This window comes from Comamonas jiangduensis (genome assembly GCF_030162955.1).
Classification (GTDB): Bacteria; Pseudomonadota; Gammaproteobacteria; order Burkholderiales; family Burkholderiaceae_C; genus Comamonas; species Comamonas jiangduensis.
In genome coordinates, this window is sequence record NZ_JARXOV010000005.1 from 117,448 (window position 1) to 134,843 (window position 17,396).

Below are 17,396 nucleotides of genomic sequence, written 5' to 3' on the forward strand. Positions count from 1 at the left end.
GGCGTATTACTTAACGGCGGCAACGATTTTTTCCGCTGCTTCGGCCATGGTGTCGGCAGCGATGATGGGCAGACCAGAATCCTTGAGGATTTGTTTGCCCAGCTCTTCGTTGGTGCCCTTCATGCGCACGACCAGCGGCACGCTCAGGTTCACGGCCTTGCAAGCGGTAACCACGCCGTTGGCGATGGTGTCGCACTTCATGATGCCGCCGAAGATGTTGACCAAGATGCCCTTGACTTCAGGGTTTTTGAGCATGATCTTGAAGGCTTCAGTGACCTTCTCAGCGGTGGCGCCGCCGCCCACGTCCAAGAAGTTGGCAGGCTCGCCGCCGAACAACTTGATGGTGTCCATGGTGGCCATGGCCAAGCCAGCACCGTTCACCAGGCAGCCGATATTGCCGTCCAGCGAGATGTAGGCCAGGTCGAACTTGGAGGCTTCCACTTCTGCAGCGTCTTCTTCGTCCAGATCGCGGAAGGCCACGATTTCTGGGTGACGGAACAGGGCGTTCGGGTCAAAGTTGAACTTGGCGTCCAGCGCCATCAGGTCGCCCTTGGAGTCACAGTTCAGGGGGTTGATTTCCACCAGCGATGCGTCGGTGTCCATGTAGCACTTGTAGATCTTGGCGAAGATGTCTACGGCTTGGTCGATGGACTTGCCTTCCAGACCGATGGCAGCGGCTACCTTGCGCGATTGCGCTTCGGTGATGCCGGTCAGCGGGTCGATCATCTCGGTGATGATCTTATCGGGGGTGGAATGGGCCACTTCCTCGATGTCCATGCCGCCTTCGCTCGAAGCGATCAGGGCCACCTTCTGGGTGGCGCGGTCGGTCACCAGGGACACATACAGTTCGTTCTTGATGTCGGCGCCGTCTTCGATGTACAGGCGGCGCACTTTTTGGCCTTCGGGGCCAGTCTGGTGTGTGACCAACTGCATGCCCAGAATTTGTTCGGCCAGTGCTTTGACGTCGTCGATGGACTTGGCCACCTTCACGCCGCCGCCCTTGCCGCGGCCACCAGCATGGATCTGCGCCTTCACCACCCACACGGGGCCGCCAAGCTTTTGTGCTGCCTCTACAGCTTCTTGGACGGTGAATGCCGGAATGCCACGGGGGACGGGCACGCCGAATTGACGCAAGATTTCCTTGCCTTGGTATTCATGAATCTTCATGAGTCTTGTCTCTCTGAAACGGAGGGAGAAATGCCCGTTTTCCTGCTGCCTAAACATGCGGAGCCGGGCTCGTATGACATGGCAATCGAAGAATGTACCATGCTGCAATGCAACCAAAAAGTGCTTTGTTTGGTGGGATCTACGTATGTTTATACGTAAGTCATCACGTAGAAAGCAGGGCTCGTCAACAGTGAAAAATCAGGGTTAACCCGTATATTTCCTGCGCAAAGAATTTTTTTTGCCTGCAGTGCCGGTGCAGCAGCGACAATCCGTTTTTTTGATGGCGCCGCAGCACGCGGCACAGATACAGATATGCGCCAAGGGGCGCGGGAGCATTGAGTAATGTCCAAAGTCTTTATTGATGGCGAAGCCGGCACCACGGGTCTGCAGATTCGTGACCGCTTGCAGGGGATGGCTGGCGTGGAGCTGGTCAGCATTGCGCCCGAGCTGCGCAAAGACCCGGCCGCCAAGCGCGCGCTGATCGCCGACGTGGACTTGGTGATTCTGTGTCTGCACGACGATGCGGCCCAGGAAACGGCCGCCATGGTGGACAGCATCACCGCCGAGACCGGCCGCGCCATCAAGATCATTGACGCCTCGACCGCGCACCGCGTGGCGCCGGGCTGGGTCTATGGCTTCCCCGAGCTGTGCGCCGGCCAGCTGGACGCTGTGAAGACGGCCACCCGCGTGTCCAACCCCGGCTGCTACGCCACGGGCGCGATCGCGCTGCTGCGCCCGCTGGTGGATGCGGGCCTGATCCCGGCAGACTGCGGCCTGAGCCTGCCTTCCGTGTCGGGCTACAGCGGTGGTGGCCGCAGCATGATCGAGGCCTACGAGGCGGGCGGCGCCGCGCCCTACGAAGCCTACGCGCTGGGCCTGTCACACAAGCACATCCCCGAAATCTTGCGCTACACCGGTCTGACCCGCCGCCCCGTGTTCATCCCCGCCGTGGGCAATTACGCCCAGGGCATGCTGGTGCAACTGCCCCTGCACTTGGACTTGTTGCCCGGCGCGCCCAAGGCCGCCGATCTGCACGACGCCCTGGCCAGCCACTACGCCCAGACCAACACCCCGGCCAACTGGGTCAAGGTGCTGCCGCCCACGGCCGACAACAAGCTGGCCGCCGACACCCTGGCGGGCACCAACCAGCTGGAGCTGCGCGTGTTTGCCAATGAGCAATACCGCCAGGCCGTGCTGATTGCGCGTCTGGACAATCTGGGCAAGGGCGCCAGCGGCGCCGCGGTACAGAATTTGCAACTGATGCTGGGTTTGTAAACTGCGCGTCTGCCCTGTGTGCAAAGCGGCCTGCGGGCCGCTTTTTTTACGAATGTGCGCTTTAGAAAAATATAGCTGCCTGCGATTGTGTGGCTTGGTTTCTGAGTGGATAACGCATTGAAGCCGTTGTTTATCCAGCGCGGGCAGCTACTTTTTTTACTACTTTGGTTGAATGCATGTCTGATTCCGTCCCTGCTTCTGCTGCCGCCGCTTCGGTGGCGCCCATTTCAGTCACACCGGCTGCCGTACAGCGCGCCACCTTGGTGGGGTTGGTGGCCGTGCTGTGCTGGAGTGCCACCGTCGGCCTGATGCGCTCGGTGGCTGAGGCGCTGGGTGCCCTGGGCGGTGCGGCGGTGCTCTACAGTGTCAGCGCGGTGTTGGTGCTGCTGGTCCAAGGACTGCCCACGCCTGCGCAGCTGCGCGGCATCTCGCGCGTGTATCTGGTGGTGTGCGGGCTGCTGTTTGCGTGCTATGAGATCTGTCTGTCGGTCGCGATCGGGCTGGCGCATGACCGCCCCCAGTCCATGGAGCTGGGCATGATCAACTACCTGTGGCCCTGCCTGACGATTGTGCTGGCCGTGCTGTGCCGCCAGCAGCAGGCACGCTGGTGGCTGTGGCCCGGCGTGGCGCTGTGTCTGTGGGGGCTGGTGCTGGTGGTGGGTGCTGATGGCAATGCGGCGGCGGGGCCTGCTGGGCCGTGGTGGTACAGCTTTGCCGCGCACATGGCGGCCAACCCGCTGGCCTACGCCCTGGCCTTTGGCGCGGCGTTGATGTGGCCCACGTATTCGGTGCTGGCGCGCATGCACGGCGGCGGGTTCAACGGTGTGGGTTTGTTTTTGCTGCTCACGGCGGCACTGCTGTGGGTGCAGTGGCTGGCGCTGGATACCGTGCCCATGCGCTGGAGTTGGGGCACCGCAGCGCAGGTGCTGGCCATTGGCGCGCTGACTGCGCTGGGCTACGGCTGCTGGGAGCACGGCATTCAGCGCGGCAATCTGGCGGTGATGGCCGCGGGCTCGTATTTCACGCCCGTGCTGTCTTCGCTGTGGGCCAGCGTGTGGCTGGCGGTGCAGCCGGGCCTGCCGTTTTGGCAGGGCGTGGTCTTGGTCACGGCGGGTTCTTTGGTCTGCTGGGCCGCTACGCGTAGCCGCTCATAATCTGCGCTACTTGGTCGCACGGGGGGCTGTCTGCATGGATCTGAAAAACGTGATGGATTTGGACTGGAGCCACACCAGCACAGCCTTGCTGACCGCCTTGGGCATTGGCCTGATGATTGGTGTGGTGCGCGAGCGCACCCAGCCGCCGCATCTGTTGCCTGCGGGGACGCGCACGCACGCGCTGGTGGCGTTGCTGGGCTGTATCAGCTGGCAGCTGGGCGTACCGGTGTTCATTGCCGCACTGGTGGCGATGGCGGCGCTGACGCTGGCCACCTACCTGCTCAGTGCCAAGGACGACCCTGGCATGACCGGAGAGGTGGCCGTGCTCATGGTGATGGTGCTGGGTGGCCTGGCGGCCAAAGAGCCCGCGCTGGCCGCCACCTTGGGCGTGGTGGTGGCGATTTTGTTGCAGGCCAAGGCGCCGCTGCAAAAAATCAGCCGCGAATGGATCAGTGAAAAAGAAATTCAAGATGCCCTGCTGCTGGGGGCCGCCGCACTGGTGGTGATGCCTTTGCTCCCCAGCGAAGCCATCGACCCCTGGGGCGCCGTGAGCCCCATGATGGTCTGGCGCATTGTGGTGCTGGTGATGGCGGTGGGCATGGTGGGCCACTTTGCGCAGCGCATTCTGGGGGCGCGCTGGGGACTGGCCATTGCCGGGTTTTGTGCGGGTTTTGCGTCTTCGACAGCGGCAGTCACCAGCTTGGGCCAGCAAGCCCAAGCGGACCAGCGCCTGACCCTGCCCTGTGCGGCAGCGGCGCTGCTGGCCAATTTGGCCTCACTGCTGCTGTTTGTGGCCGTGGTTGCCACGGTGTCGCCTGCCTTGTTGCAAGCCGTGCAATGGGGCTTTGCGGGGGCGGTGCTGGGCTTGCTGGCGGTGACGGCGGTGCTGCTGGCCAAGGCGCATACCCATGTCCATGCCGATGCCTCCCATGTGCAGGCGCCCGAAAAATCCGGAGCTTTCAAACTGACGCATGCTTTGCTGATTGCCGGCTTGATTGCCGGCGTGTCGTTGCTGGCAGCGTGGTTGGGACACAGGTTTGGGCATGCCGGCGCACTGGCGGCGGCGGTGATGGTGGCGCTGGCCGAAGTGCAGGCCGCTGCCGCAGGGGTGGCGCAATTGTTTGCCAACGGCAGCATGCAAGTGGAGGTGGCGCGCTGGGGCATTGGGGCCGTGCTGGCGGCCAGTTGCGTTAGCAAAGGTGTGCTGGCCTTGGCCAGCGGGGGCTGGCGCTATGGCGCTTGGGTGATCGGTGGTTTGCTGGTGATGGTGGTCTGCGGCAGCCTGGGTTTGCTGGTTGGCTGAGTGTGCCGCGGTGCTTGGGAGGCTGCGGCGTTTAGTCGGCTTGCGGCGCTTGGCCGCGCACCACCTTGTTGACCACCTCGCCGCCAAAGCCACGGCTGGCCAGAAAGCGCATCTGCTTCATGCGTTCCTGCGGCGTGGTGGGCACCTCGCCAAACTTGCGCAGCCAGACCTCCCAGGCGCGCGCGTGCTCGGTGTCTTTGAGTTGCTCGGCCGCAGCGCGCACGGTGTCGTCATCCAACCCTTTGCTACGCAGCTCTTGCAGCACGCGGCTGGTGCCCAGTTTGCTGCTGCGCCGGTACAGCACCGATTGCGCTACGCGCTCGGGGTTGATGAAGTTTTTGGCTTCCAGCGCGTCCAGCACGGCACCGAGGTCTTCCCCTTCTTCCACGTGCGGTGCCAGCTTGCGCTCCAGCTCCAGTCGCGAGTGTTCGCGCTGTGAGAGCAGTTTGAGGGCACGGCCCGTCAGTGATAGCTTGTGAAAACCCATGGTATTAAAAAAATAGCTGCTGACGCTTGATAGGTAAGCGCCAGCAGCCTTTTTGATGCTGAACTTGATTAACCGATCACGCCGTCTTCGTCGGCAGCACTGGCGGCTGTCTTGTCGGCCTTTTTGCCCTTGGCTGGTTTGTTGGGTGCATCGCCTTCACCCGTGGCTACCAAGCTGATACCCAGGCTTTCGCGCACCTTGTTTTCAATTTCGATGGCCAGCGCACGGTTTTCTTTGAGGAACTCGCGGGCGTTGTCACGGCCTTGGCCAATCTTTTCGCCGTTGTAGGCGTACCAGGCGCCAGATTTCTCCAGCAGCTTGGCTTCGACCGCCATGTCCAAAATTTCACCTTCGCGGCTGATGCCTTCACCAAACAGAATGTCGAACTCGGCGGTCTTGAAGGGAGGCGATACCTTGTTCTTGACGACCTTGACCTTGGTTTCGTTACCAATCGCGTTGTCGCCCTTTTTGATGGTGCCGGTGCGGCGGATGTCCAGACGCACCGAGGCGTAGAACTTCAGCGCGTTACCGCCGGTGGTGGTTTCGGGCGAGCCGAACATCACGCCAATCTTCATACGGATCTGGTTGATGAAAATGACCGTGCAATTGGTCTTTTTGATGGTGGCCGTCAACTTGCGCAGGGCTTGGCTCATCAAGCGAGCTTGCAAACCGGGCAGGCTGTCGCCCATGTCGCCTTCAATTTCGGCCTTGGGCACCAAAGCCGCCACCGAGTCGATGACGATCAGATCGACCGCGCCCGAGCGCACCAGGCTGTCGCAAATTTCGAGCGCTTGTTCGCCGGTGTCCGGCTGGCTGATCAACAGGTCGTTCAGGTTCACGCCCAGCTTTTGGGCGTAGCCGGTGTCCAGCGCGTGCTCGGCGTCGATGAAGGCGCACGTGCCGGCCAGTTTTTGCATTTCGGCAATCACTTGCAGCGTCAACGTGGTCTTGCCCGAAGATTCGGGGCCGTAGATTTCAATCACCCGGCCACGGGGCAAGCCACCCACGCCCAAGGCAATGTCCAGCCCCAGCGAGCCAGTGGACACCACCTGGATGTCTTCAATCGCTTCGCCTTCGCCCAGCTTCATGATGGTGCCTTTGCCAAATTGCTTTTCAATTTGGGCCAGCGCGGCGGCCAGTGCTTTGGATTTTTCGCTGTTGGCGTCAGGGGTGTTGCGTGCGACGGCGTTCATGGCGTTTCCTTGAAGAAAGAGAGGGCGGACTTCACAAGTGCACCCCCTGTGGTTGTTCACAGGCTGGATGCTTGAACAGTAGTGTAGGGGCTTTTAAAAATATATATAGTCAAGTTGCATGACTATTCGTAAAACTGACTATGTCTGTGAAATCTCCTTCTTTGCAGGCCGATGAAGCGTGGCGGCAAACGCATTTCGGGCGCTTGCTGGGCCATGCGCTGCGCAAGTTCGATGCGCGGGTGCGCAGCCTGATGGCGCAAGACGATGAAACGCCGCTGGCGCTGTCCAATCTGGCGGTGCGCGACAAGGTGGGCGCGGCGCACATTCACATCACGCGCCACCTGTCGCTGCAGGGCGACCGCATTACCGATCTGGCCGAGCGCGCGGGCATGAGCAAGCAGGCCATGCTGGATGTGGTGGACCAGTGCGAGGCCTGGGGGCTGGTGCTGCGCGAGGCCGATCCCCATGACCGCCGTGCCAAGCGCGTGCGCTATACCGACGCCGGACGTGAGTGGCATGCGGCCTTTCAGCGTGCGGTGCAGCAGGCCGAGGCCGAGTTTGTGGAGGCGGTGGGCCAAGACGTGGCCACGGTGGTGCGCATTGGTCTGGAGGCTTACGGCAGCGAGGTGGGTGGCGTGGCTTAGACCCGCCAATCCCGCCCGGGATACGTCGTTGCTGCGCCTGCTCGTACGCTGAGCCAGCCTGCGGTTTCGCACCTTGCCTCCGACGCACCTCTTCGATGTGCCGGGTGGGGGGATCGGTGCTTCAGCGCTTGGCCAGCAGCCCTCTTGCCGGGCAGTCGCTGCGTTCTGTGTTGCAGCGCAGCACCCGCGTAAACACCTGTAGGGCGCGTGCGTGCCGACTTCTAGAATTGGGTGACAGGTGGTGCCTCTGAACGGGCATCCGGTGTGAAGTGGCAGGCACGCTGCAGCCAGCGACCCCAGAGCGCGGTGCAGCAAGGAGACAAGCAATGCGCATCCTCATTGCAGAAGATGATCAAGTACTGGCCGATGGTTTGCTGCGCAGTCTGCGCGGTGCCGGAGCCGTGGTGGACCACGTGGCCAACGGCATTGAGGCCGACACCGCCCTGGTCACCAACAACCAGTTTGATTTGCTGATTTTGGATTTGGGCCTGCCGCGCATGCACGGGCTGGAAGTGCTCAAACGCATGCGGGGCCGGGGAGACAGCTTGCCGGTGCTGATTTTGACGGCGGCAGACAGCGTGGACGAGCGCGTGCAAGGGCTGGACTTTGGGGCAGACGACTACATGGCCAAGCCTTTCAGCCTGCAAGAGCTGGAAGCGCGCGTGCGCGCGCTGACGCGCCGTGGCATGGGGGGCACAAGCAGCTCCATCAAACACGGCCCCTTGGTGTATGACCAGGCCGGGCGGGTGGCCACCATTGACGGCAAAATGGTGGAGTTGAGCGCGCGCGAACTGGGCCTGCTGGAGGTGCTGCTGCAGCGCGCTGGTCGCCTGGTGAGCAAAGACCAGTTGGTGGAGCGCCTGTGCGAGTGGGGCGAAGAGGTGAGCAACAATGCGATTGAGGTGTATATCCACCGCCTGCGCAAAAAAATCGAACGCGGCCCGATTCGCATCGCCACGGTGCGGGGGCTGGGGTATTGCCTCGAAAAAATACCGTCCTGAGCGCCGTTTCTCCCATCCCTGATGCACCGTAGCTTTGCCTTGTCGTACCGCTGGGGCTGCCTGCGGCGTTGCGCTGCGTTTGGGGCGCAAACCTACGAGTTGCTAGGGGCGGGCGGTTCTGAAAACATAGCTTTCTGCGCTGGTGCTGTAAGCGCTAGAGGCCAAAAAGCCTTGAAAGACGGGCAGGCACTGTGAAGATATTCCAGCGTGAACAGCGTTCCTTGTTCGGAGAAATTCTGGACTGGATGCTCACGCCCTTGCTGCTGCTGTGGCCCGTGAGCTTGGCGCTGACCTGGCTGGTGGCGCAGTCGCTGGCCAATAAGCCCTTTGACCGCGCGCTGGAGTACAACGTGCATGCGCTGGCCCAGCTCATCATCGTGGAGCCGGATGGGCGCATCCAGTTCAACCTGCCGCAGCCTGCCTCGGAGATTTTGCGCGCCGACGAATCCGACATGGTGTTCTACCAAGTGCTGGACCCCCAGGGCGAATTCCTGGCGGGCGACCGCGACTTTCCCGCTGCGCACCCGCGCTACAACATGCCGGCTGGCGAGGTGGTGCTGCGCGATGATGAGTTGCGCGGGATTGACATTCGCGTGGCTGCCATGTGGGTGCGCCTGCCGTTGAGCACGGACAACGCCCTGGCGCTGGTGCAGGTGGCCGAGACGCGGGAAAAGCGCAGCGTGCTGGCGGCGGAAATCATCAAGGGGGTGATGCTGCCGCAGTTCGTCATCTTGCCACTGGCGGTGCTGCTGGTGTGGCTGGCACTGGCGCGCGGCATCAAGCCGCTCAGCCGCCTGGAAGAGCGCATTCGCGCGCGCAAGCCCGAAGATTTGTCGCCCCTGAACCACCGGGGGGTGCCGATGGAAGTGGTGCCACTGGTGGATGCGGTGAATGACTTGCTGCGCCGCCTCAATGAGTCGCTGGCCACGCAAAAGCGTTTTCTGGCCGATGCGGCGCACCAGCTCAAAACTCCGCTGGCGGGGCTGCGCATGCAGGCCGATCTGGCGCAGCGCGAAGGCACCAGCACGGGGGAGCTCAAGCGCTCTCTGGAGCAAATTGGGCGCTCCAGCATGCGGGCGACGCACACCGTCAACCAGCTGCTGTCGCTGGCGCGCGCCGAAGGGGCGGGCACCGGGCTGCAGCGCACACCCTGTGATTTGGCGGCGCTGGTGATTGAGGTGATGCAGGACCTGCTGCCGCTGGCCCTGGATAAGCATGTGGATATGGGCTATGAGGGGGCGGAGCCGAGAGCGGCTGGTGTGTGGCTGCAAGGCAATGCCACGCTGCTCAAGGAAATGGTGCGCAATTTGATCTCCAACGCCATCAACTACAGCCCGTCCAGCGCAGAAAAACCCGCCGTGGTGACGGTGCGCGTGCTGCCCGATTTGCTGGCGCGCGTGGTGTTGCTGCAGGTGGAGGACACCGGCCCGGGCGTGCCCCAGGACGAGCGCGACCTGGTGTTTCAGCCGTTTTACCGCGCACTGGGCTCGGAGGCAGACGGCTCCGGGCTGGGGCTGCCCATCGTGCAGGAAATTGCGCGCCAGCACGGCGCCGAGGTGGTGCTGGAAGATGCCCAACCGCAGCGCCATCCACCCGGCGCGCTGTTTACGGTGCGCTTTCGTGCCATGCGCTCTGCAATCTTATTGCAAGCAGCTAGCGCCGATTAAATAAGGATTTCAGTATAAATAGATGCGCTATTCGTTGCTGATAGAGCGCTGCCTGCTACGCTTTTGTTGTGTTGCCAAGTTGTTGGAGGTGGGTTCTTTGTACGGGCGCGCCTGCTGCAGCAGCCAGTTGCGAAAGGCCACCAGCGGCGCAATATTGGCCCGCGATTCGGGGTAGCACAGCCAGTAGCCCAGATTGCTCACCAGCCCGTGGTTGGGCAGGGGTTCACGGACCAAGCCCTTGGCAATTTGCCCTTCCACCAGGCAGCGCGGCACCAAGGCCACGCCCATGCCCGCCATCACGGCCTGGATGATGGTTTGAAACTGGTCAAACTGCAGGCCCGCCAAGGGGTCAATGTTTTGCACCTCCCACGCCTGCGCCCAAGTCATCCAAGCGTGCGGAATGGTCAGGTGGCGCAGCCGTGTGTACTGGGCCACGTCGGCAGGGGTGTGAATGGCGGGCCCCCCCAAACTGGCGGGCGGGGCAATCAGGGCGACGTCTTGGCCATCCAGATAGTGCGCCCGGGTGCCTGGCCAGTGGCCTTCGCCAAATTGGATGGAGCAATCCAGGTTGGGGCTTTCAGGGTCGTAGCTGTACGGTTCAAAGTGCAGCGTGACCTGGGGGTGCTGCTGCTGAAACTGCGGCAAGCGCGGAATCAACCAACTGGCGCCAAAGGTGGGCAAGCTGGACAGGTGCAAGGCGCCGCCGCCGTCGGTGCTGGTGATTAACTCCAGCGTGGCTGATTCCAGTTGCGACAGAAGTGTGCGCACGGCTTTCTCGTAGCGCTCGCCCGCCGGTGTGAGGGTCAGCCGCTTGCGGCTGCGCTCAAACAAATCCACGCCCACCCACTTCTCCAGCTCCTGGATCTGCTTGCTCACAGCACTTTGCGTCAGGTGCAGCGCTTCCGCCGCGCGCGAGACGCCACCAAAGCGCGCGACGGTGGAGAACGCCCGCAGCAAATGCACAGGGGGCGTTAAACGGCGCAAGGGAAGTAAGCTGGTAGACACGGTTCGTATTCCTTAGGGGAATAATAACAATAGGACTATTTGTTTGGTTGCCAGCAGTATTTACCCTAATCTATGCGCTGGTCTTATAGATAAGCTGTTTTTTCAGCATGGGAGCCCCGCGATGCAACGTCGTCACTTTCTCTCTGCAGTCGCCGTGGCTGCTACCGTTTCTGTATCTGGCATGGCGATGGCCCAAGACACACGTCCGTTGCGCATCATCGTGCCGTTCCCCGCAGGTGGCTCGACCGACATGGTGCCGCGCAACATGCAAGACGTGCTGACCAAGCTGCTGGGCCAGCCTGTAGTGATTGAAAACAAGGCGGGTGCTGGTGGCTCCATCGGCATGGCCGAAGTGGCTCGTGCCACCGACGGTCTGACCTTCGGCATCGCCACCCTGTCGACCCACGGCGTGAACCCCGCCGTCTACACCAAGCTGCCCTACAACGCGACCGAAGATTTCGTCGGCGTGACCGAGATCGTGAAGGCCCCGGGCGTCATCGTGATCAACCCCAAGCTGATTCCTGCCAAGAATTTTGCCGAGCTGGTGGCTTACCTGAAGGCCAACCCCGGCAAGATCAGCTATGCCACCCCTGGCAACGGCACCATCGGCCACATGTGGGGCGCGCAGTTCATCAAGGCGACGGGCGTGGACATGCTGCACATCCCCTACCGTGGTGCAGGCCCCGCCATCAACGATGTGCTGGGTGGCCAGGTGCCGGTGTACTTTGACCAGGTGGCTTCTTCGCTGCCCCACATCCAAAGCGGCAAGCTGCGTGCGATTGCAGTGTCGTGGAACGAGCGTCTGGCCGTGTTGCCCGATGTGCCCACCTACAAGGAAGCAGGCCACGCAGAGCTGAACGATCCTTCGTGGTTTGGTCTGGTGGCGCCCAAGAATACGCCTGCCGACACCGTGGCTCGTGTGCAAAAGGCGGTGGCGGATGCGCTGAAGGACCCTGCGGTGAAAAAGCGCATGGACGCACAAGGCATGTACGTTTCGGGCACATCCAGCGCCGACTTCACCAAGCAAATTGCCAGCGAAGTGACCAAGATGAAGAGCGTGGCAGCGGCAGCGAACATCAGCGTCAACTGACCCTCGCGTGCATGCCCAATCCCACCCGCAGTGCGCAAGCCTGCGGGTTTTTTGTTGCCTGCCGCAGCAGCGTGACATAGACAAGACTGCGCAGGTGATACAGGTTTGGTGCCGGGCGCAGGCAACGCAGCGGCCAACGCAGCCCAGGTATCGCCCAATGCGCAGCACGTAAAAAAAGGCCTGCACGCACAAGACGGCAGGCCTTGGCCGGTGTGTGGTGGGCTACGGCGCAGCGGGGCAAGCGCGCAGGGCTTTGCCTTCCAAAGCGCTTTGCAGGGTTTGCAGCACATTGCGTTGTGCCACGGTGGCCTGGGGCAGTCGCAGCACATACAGGGTTTGGGGGGCACGCTCTTGCACCACACGGGCCCCGCGCACGCCTTGATTGAGCATATGGCTCAGCTCCCGGGTGGCGGCTTCTTCAGACGAAAAACGGCCCAGCGACAGCCCGGGCTCCAAATTGCCACCCGCACGGTCATAGCCAATCTTGCGGTTGCGCAGTTCGGCACGGCGCTTTTCCATGGACATTTCGTTCGGGAATTTGCCCAAATACACCATCCAGCGGCCCGCAATGCTGCTGGGCACCATCGCCCAGCTGCCAGAGGGTAAGTTGCTGCTTTGCAAGGCGCGCTGCAACTTTTTGGACTGTGCTTCGTCCATGCTTTCGCTTTGCAGGCAGATGGTTTCTTCCGGCAAGATTTCTTCCACAGGTTCGTTCGGGGCAGGGGTGGGTGCTGCTTCGGGCTGGGCAATGCTCAGCACATCCGGGCGCACCTGCTGCTTGAGCCGGTAAGGCTCAGACTGCTCCTCGGGCGTCCAGCCCAAGGTCGCCATCCACCCTTGGGTCCACGCCAAATAGCCTGCATTGGCAACCAGCAGCACGAGCAATGCAAAACGCAACATGACAGCAGTTCCTCGGGATTAAACGGCAGCCGGTGGCAGTGCCATATGGATGGGACGCACGCTGACATCGCCGCTGATGACGCTGCGCAGCCCTGCATCGGTGCGCAATTGCAGCGTGCCATCGGGCAGCACACCGGCGGCTTCGCCGCTGCTGCCATCGCTCAGGTGCACGCGCTGGCCTCGCAGCACGTCGCGCGCCGCAAAGCGGTCTTGGAAAGGTGCAAAACCTTGCTGCGCAAACAGCAGCACATCGTCCACCAGCCGTGGCAATAGCTGCGCAAGCGCCTGTGGCGCGGTCCAGCGCGCATCCACATCCTCCAGGCAGGCCGCAGGCGTATGCAGCGCCTGTGCAGGCGTGTGAGGAGGGCGTACGTTGATGCCGGTGCCGATGATGACAAAGCGCGGTGTGCCCTGGCCTGCGCCAAAGCAGGGGGCATGGGTGTGGGCAGGCAAGTTGGCGGTTTCAATCAGCGTGCCGCCCAGTTTGCGCCCATCGTGCAGCCACAGGTCATTGGGCCATTTCACGCCAATGCGTGGGGTGTGGGTGCCGGGAGCACGCTGCAGCGATTCCGCAATGCTCAGCCCCACCACCAGCGACAGGCCGGACCAATCGACCGGGTTCAGCACCATGCCCAGCGAATACATCAGGCAGTCACCGGGCTGGTTCTGCCACGTCTTGCCTTGGCGACCCCGGCCTGCCGTTTGCGATTCGGCCACCAGCACAATCGGCTCGGCCCGCCCGGCGCGGGCGCGGCGCATGAGTTCGGTGTTGGTGGAATCAATTTCGGGCAGCACCTCGACCGTAAAGCCCGGCAGCTTGGGGGCAATGTCCAGCCACAGGTCTTCGGCGTTCCAGTGTGTGGGCGAAGGGGTCACAGCCAGCTTTCGTCTTGTGCAAAATCTTCGGGCATGGGAGGGCGCCAGCCGCGTTTGGGGGCCAGCATGGTGCCGCGACACGTCTTGGCGCCACAGAAGCAGGCGTACTCGGCCTTGAGGGCCTTGGTGTAGCGTTCTTCCACCATCAGGCCGTAGTCGTAGTTCAGCTCTTCCCCGGCGCGGATGTTGCGCAGCGCCACAATGAAGATGCGGCCCTCGCGCTCGTCCGTGTAGCAGTTGGGCGCGCAGCTGTGGTTGATCCAGCGCGCAGAGTTGCCGCCATACGTCGCGTCAATCACCACATCGTTGTCCACATGAAAATAGAAGGTGTGGTTGGGTTGACTGGGATCATGCGGGTGGCGTGCTTGGGCTTGCTCCCAATTGATGACTTCGCCGGTGTACTCAATGATGGTTTCGCCTGCGGCGATGTCCTGCACCGCAAACACCCCCTTGCCGTGTACACCGGAGCGGCGCGTTTGGATGCGCTTTCTTGGGGAAGATGGGCCTGACGTGCTGGGCATTGAAATCTCTGATAACTTAAATATGCACACATGCACGTGCGCACACATGCGTACATGTACATGTGCGCACGCACGCGTGCGTGAAGACGAATTGTAGAAGCGGTGGCTGGCAACGGTGCGGGCGGCCGCTACAAATGACGAGAGTACTGAATGACAAAGACCTTGGTGATAGCGGAAAAACCGTCGGTGGCACAGGACATCGTGCGGGCCCTCACGCCCGTCTACGGCAAGTTTGACAAGCACGAGGACCATTTCGAGAACGAGCAGTTCGTGGTCACCAGTGCCGTGGGCCATCTGGTGGAAATCCAGGCGCCCGAGGAGTTCGACGTCAAACGCGGCAAATGGAGTTTTGCCAACCTGCCGGTGATCCCCCCGCGCTTCGACCTCAAGCCCGTGGACAAGACCAAGAGCCGCCTGAACGCGGTGGTCAAGCAGGCCAAGCGCAAGGATGTGACGCAACTCATCAACGCCTGTGACGCGGGCCGCGAAGGGGAGCTGATCTTCCGCCTGATCGAGCAGTACGCCGGCGGCGCCAAGGGCGGGCTGGGCAAGCCCATCCAGCGCCTGTGGCTGCAATCGATGACCCCGCAGGCCATCCGCGACGGCTTTGAGAAGCTGCGCAGCGAGCAGCAGATGCAGGGTCTGGCCGATGCGGCGCGCAGCCGCTCCGAGGCCGACTGGCTGGTGGGCATCAACGGCACGCGCGCCATGACGGCGTTCAACTCGCGCGACGGGGGGTTCTTTTTGACCACCGTGGGCCGCGTGCAGACACCGACGCTGTCGCTGGTGGTCGACCGCGAGGACAAGATCCGCAAGTTCATCAGCCGTGACTACTGGGAAGTGCACGGCACCTTCGACGCGCAGGCTGGCCAGTACCTGGGTAAGTGGTTCAACCCCCAGTGGAAGAAAACCGAAGACGCGGAAGCCAAGGCCGATCGCGTGTGGAGCGCTGCCGAAGCGCAAGCGATTGCCGCCGCGGTCAAAGGCAAGCCCGCCACCGTCACGGAAGAGAGCAAACCCACGACCCAGGCCTCGCCCTTGCTGTTTGATTTGACCAGCCTGCAGCGCGAGGCCAACGGCAAGTTCGGCTTCTCTGCCAAGACCACGCTGGCGCTGGCGCAAAGCCTGTACGAGCGCCACAAGGCCCTGACCTACCCGCGTACCGATTCGCGCGCCCTGCCCGAGGACTATGTGCCCGTGGCCCAGCAGACCTTCGAGATGCTGGCCCACAGCGGCATGCGCCACCTGGAGCCGTTTGCCCAGCAGGCCATCGGCGCGGGTTATGTGCGGCCCACCAAGCGCATCTTCGACAACAGCAAGGTCTCGGATCACTTTGCCATCATCCCGACCACCCAGGCCCCTTCAGGTCTGAGCGAGGCCGAACAGAAGCTCTACGACCTGGTCGTGCGCCGCTTCATGGCGGTGTTCTTCCCCAGCGCTGAATACCAGGTCACCACGCGCATCAGCAAGGTCGAGCAGCACAGCTTCAAGACCGAGGGCAAGGTGCTGGTCAAACCCGGCTGGTTGGCCATCTACGGCAAGGAAGCGGCCAACGAGGTGGAGGATGCCAAGGAAGGCGACAAGGGCCAGCCCCTGGTGGCGGTGCAGCCCGGTGAGCAGCCGCGCACCAGCGATGCCCAGCCCAAGGGCCTGAAGACCAAGCCACCCGCGCGCTACTCCGAAGCCACGCTGCTGGGTGCCATGGAAAGCGCGGGCAAGCAGATCGACGACGAAGAGCTGCGCAGTGCCATGCAGGAAAAGGGCCTGGGCACACCTGCGACACGCGCCGCCATCATCGAAGGCCTGCTGACCGAAAAGTACATGCTGCGCGAAGGCCGCGAGCTGATTCCCACGGCCAAGGCTTTCCAGCTGATGACGCTGCTGCGCGGCCTGCAGGTGGACGAGCTGTGCCGTGCCGATTTGACCGGCGAGTGGGAGTACAAGCTGTCGCAGATGGAAAAGGGCGCGCTGTCGCGCGCTGCCTTCATGCAAGAGATTGCCGCCATGACCGAGCGCATGGTGAAAAAAGCCAAGGAGTACGACCGCGACACCATTCCGGGTGACTACGCCACGCTGACTGCACCGTGCCCCAACTGCGGCGGCATCGTCAAAGAGAACTACCGCCGCTACGCCTGCACGGGTGCCGATGGCCACAGCGATGGCTGCGGTTTCTCGTTCACCAAATCGCCAGCTGGGCGCACCTTTGAAACGGCCGAAGCCGAGCAGTTGTTGCGCGACCGCCGCTTGGGCCCGCTGGAAGGGTTCCGCTCCAAGGCAGGCTGGCCGTTTGTGGCTGAAGTCACCATCGTGCGCGATGAGGACAACCAGAACTTCAAATTTGAGTTCGACTTTGGCGACGACGAAAAAGAAGCCGAGGCCAGCGGCCCTGTGGACTTTGGCGGCCAGCAATCGCTGGGTCACTGCCCCAAGTGCGGTGCGCCCGTGTTTGAGCATGGTGCCAACTATGTGTGCAGCAAGTCGGTGCCCACGGCGGCGCAAGCCCTGTCTTCGTGCGATTTCAAGAGCGGCCAGATCATCTTGCAGCAGCCGATTGAGCGCGAGCAGATGAGCAAGCTGCTGGCCACGGGCAAAACCGATTTGCTGGAGAAGTTTGTCTCCAACCGCACGCGCCGCAACTTCAAGGCCTTCTTGGCCTGGGATGCCGCCGCAGGCAAGGTGAACTTTGAGTTCGAAGCCAGCAAATACCCCGCGCGCAAGACCGCTGCAGCTACCAAAACTGCAGCTGCTGGCGTAGCAAAGACGGGCGCTGCAGCCAAAAAATCACCTGCTGCCAAAAAGACGGCAGCGGCCAAGAAAACCACCGCCCGCAAGCCTGCTGCCGCCAACTTCCGCCCCGATGCGGCGCTGGCCGCCGTGATTGGCGAAGGTGCTGTGGCACGCACCGAGGTGGTCAAGAAAGTGTGGGACTACGTCAAGGCCCACAACCTGCAAGACCCTGCGGACAAGCGCGTGATCGTGGCCGATGCCAAGCTGCTGCCCGTGTTTGGCAAAGACCGTATTGGCATGTTTGAGGTGACCGGCGCCGTCGGCAAACACCTGCTGCCCAACGACTAAAGGGGTAGCGCCCCGGTCTTGCAGCTTGCGTGACTGAC

The 17,396-nt window shown here is 62.4% G+C and carries 15 protein-coding genes; 8 read left to right on the top strand and 7 right to left on the bottom strand.

Going from position 1 to position 17,396, the window contains the following annotated elements:
- Window positions 1–6 precede the first annotated feature (6 nt).
- Window positions 7–1,167 (bottom strand): ADP-forming succinate--CoA ligase subunit beta, encoded by a 1,161-nt coding sequence (sucC, locus tag QEP12_RS05965; protein WP_174863287.1) that lies wholly within the window; start codon window positions 1,165–1,167, stop codon window positions 7–9.
- A gap of 342 nt (window positions 1,168–1,509) precedes the next feature.
- On the opposite strand from sucC, the gene argC reads away from it, so the two are divergent.
- The 3 genes from argC to QEP12_RS05980 all read left to right on the top strand — a co-directional run bounded on the left by argC (window position 1,510) and on the right by QEP12_RS05980 (window position 4,899).
- Window positions 1,510–2,442: an N-acetyl-gamma-glutamyl-phosphate reductase gene (gene argC, locus QEP12_RS05970; protein WP_284213665.1), complete on the top strand. Its 933-nt coding sequence runs from the start codon at window positions 1,510–1,512 to the stop codon at window positions 2,440–2,442.
- Between the two features lie 176 nt (window positions 2,443–2,618).
- Window positions 2,619–3,596 (top strand): aromatic amino acid DMT transporter YddG, encoded by a 978-nt coding sequence (gene yddG, locus QEP12_RS05975; protein WP_284213666.1) that lies wholly within the window; start codon window positions 2,619–2,621, stop codon window positions 3,594–3,596.
- Between the two features lie 34 nt (window positions 3,597–3,630).
- On the top strand, window positions 3,631–4,899 hold the full coding sequence (locus tag QEP12_RS05980; protein WP_284213667.1) for an MgtC/SapB family protein: 1,269 nt from the start codon (window positions 3,631–3,633) through the stop codon (window positions 4,897–4,899).
- A 31-nt stretch (window positions 4,900–4,930) separates the two neighbouring features.
- Here the strand turns inward: QEP12_RS05980 and recX are convergent, their stop codons facing one another.
- On the bottom strand, window positions 4,931–5,386 hold the full coding sequence (gene recX / locus QEP12_RS05985) for a recombination regulator RecX (protein ID WP_284213668.1): 456 nt from the start codon (window positions 5,384–5,386) through the stop codon (window positions 4,931–4,933).
- 68 nt (window positions 5,387–5,454) lie between these two features.
- Window positions 5,455–6,579, bottom strand: a complete 1,125-nt coding sequence (recA, locus tag QEP12_RS05990; RefSeq protein ID WP_219163214.1) for a recombinase RecA — start codon at window positions 6,577–6,579, stop codon at window positions 5,455–5,457.
- 140 nt (window positions 6,580–6,719) lie between these two features.
- On the opposite strand from recA, the gene QEP12_RS05995 reads away from it, so the two are divergent.
- From QEP12_RS05995 to QEP12_RS06005, 3 genes are all read left to right on the top strand, one after another.
- The gene (locus QEP12_RS05995) at window positions 6,720–7,223 is read left to right on the top strand and encodes a MarR family winged helix-turn-helix transcriptional regulator (RefSeq protein WP_284213669.1); all 504 of its coding nucleotides are present in this window, start codon (window positions 6,720–6,722) and stop codon (window positions 7,221–7,223) included.
- A gap of 326 nt (window positions 7,224–7,549) precedes the next feature.
- Window positions 7,550–8,224 (top strand): response regulator, encoded by a 675-nt coding sequence (locus tag QEP12_RS06000; RefSeq protein WP_219163211.1) that lies wholly within the window; start codon window positions 7,550–7,552, stop codon window positions 8,222–8,224.
- A 191-nt stretch (window positions 8,225–8,415) separates the two neighbouring features.
- A complete protein-coding gene (locus QEP12_RS06005) occupies window positions 8,416–9,891 on the top strand; it encodes a sensor histidine kinase (RefSeq protein ID WP_284213670.1) in 1,476 nt (491 codons plus the stop codon).
- A 27-nt stretch (window positions 9,892–9,918) separates the two neighbouring features.
- On the opposite strand, the gene QEP12_RS06010 is transcribed toward QEP12_RS06005, so the two are convergent.
- Window positions 9,919–10,896: a LysR substrate-binding domain-containing protein gene (locus tag QEP12_RS06010; RefSeq protein WP_284213671.1), complete on the bottom strand. Its 978-nt coding sequence runs from the start codon at window positions 10,894–10,896 to the stop codon at window positions 9,919–9,921.
- 121 nt (window positions 10,897–11,017) lie between these two features.
- Here QEP12_RS06010 and QEP12_RS06015 point away from each other — a divergent pair, with 121 nt between their 5' ends.
- Complete coding sequence (locus tag QEP12_RS06015; protein ID WP_284213672.1) at window positions 11,018–11,986, top strand: tripartite tricarboxylate transporter substrate binding protein BugE; 969 nt, start codon at window positions 11,018–11,020, stop codon at window positions 11,984–11,986.
- Window positions 11,987–12,208: 222 nt separating this feature from the next.
- Here QEP12_RS06015 and QEP12_RS06020 read toward each other — a convergent pair whose 3' ends face one another.
- From QEP12_RS06020 to QEP12_RS06030, 3 genes are read right to left on the bottom strand one after another with little or no spacing between them, the layout of a single operon-like run.
- Entirely contained in the window at window positions 12,209–12,886 is a 678-nt protein-coding gene (locus QEP12_RS06020; protein ID WP_284213673.1) for an SPOR domain-containing protein, read from the bottom strand.
- An 18-nt stretch (window positions 12,887–12,904) separates the two neighbouring features.
- Window positions 12,905–13,768 (bottom strand): biotin--[acetyl-CoA-carboxylase] ligase, encoded by an 864-nt coding sequence (locus QEP12_RS06025; protein WP_284213716.1) that lies wholly within the window; start codon window positions 13,766–13,768, stop codon window positions 12,905–12,907.
- Window positions 13,759–14,283, bottom strand: a complete 525-nt coding sequence (locus tag QEP12_RS06030; protein ID WP_284213674.1) for an SET domain-containing protein — start codon at window positions 14,281–14,283, stop codon at window positions 13,759–13,761. The genes QEP12_RS06025 and QEP12_RS06030 overlap by 10 nt, the downstream gene beginning before the upstream one ends.
- 150 nt (window positions 14,284–14,433) lie before the next feature.
- On the opposite strand from QEP12_RS06030, the gene QEP12_RS06035 reads away from it, so the two are divergent.
- On the top strand, window positions 14,434–17,358 hold the full coding sequence (locus tag QEP12_RS06035) for a DNA topoisomerase III (RefSeq protein ID WP_284213676.1): 2,925 nt from the start codon (window positions 14,434–14,436) through the stop codon (window positions 17,356–17,358).
- The last annotated feature ends 38 nt before the right edge of the window (window positions 17,359–17,396 follow it).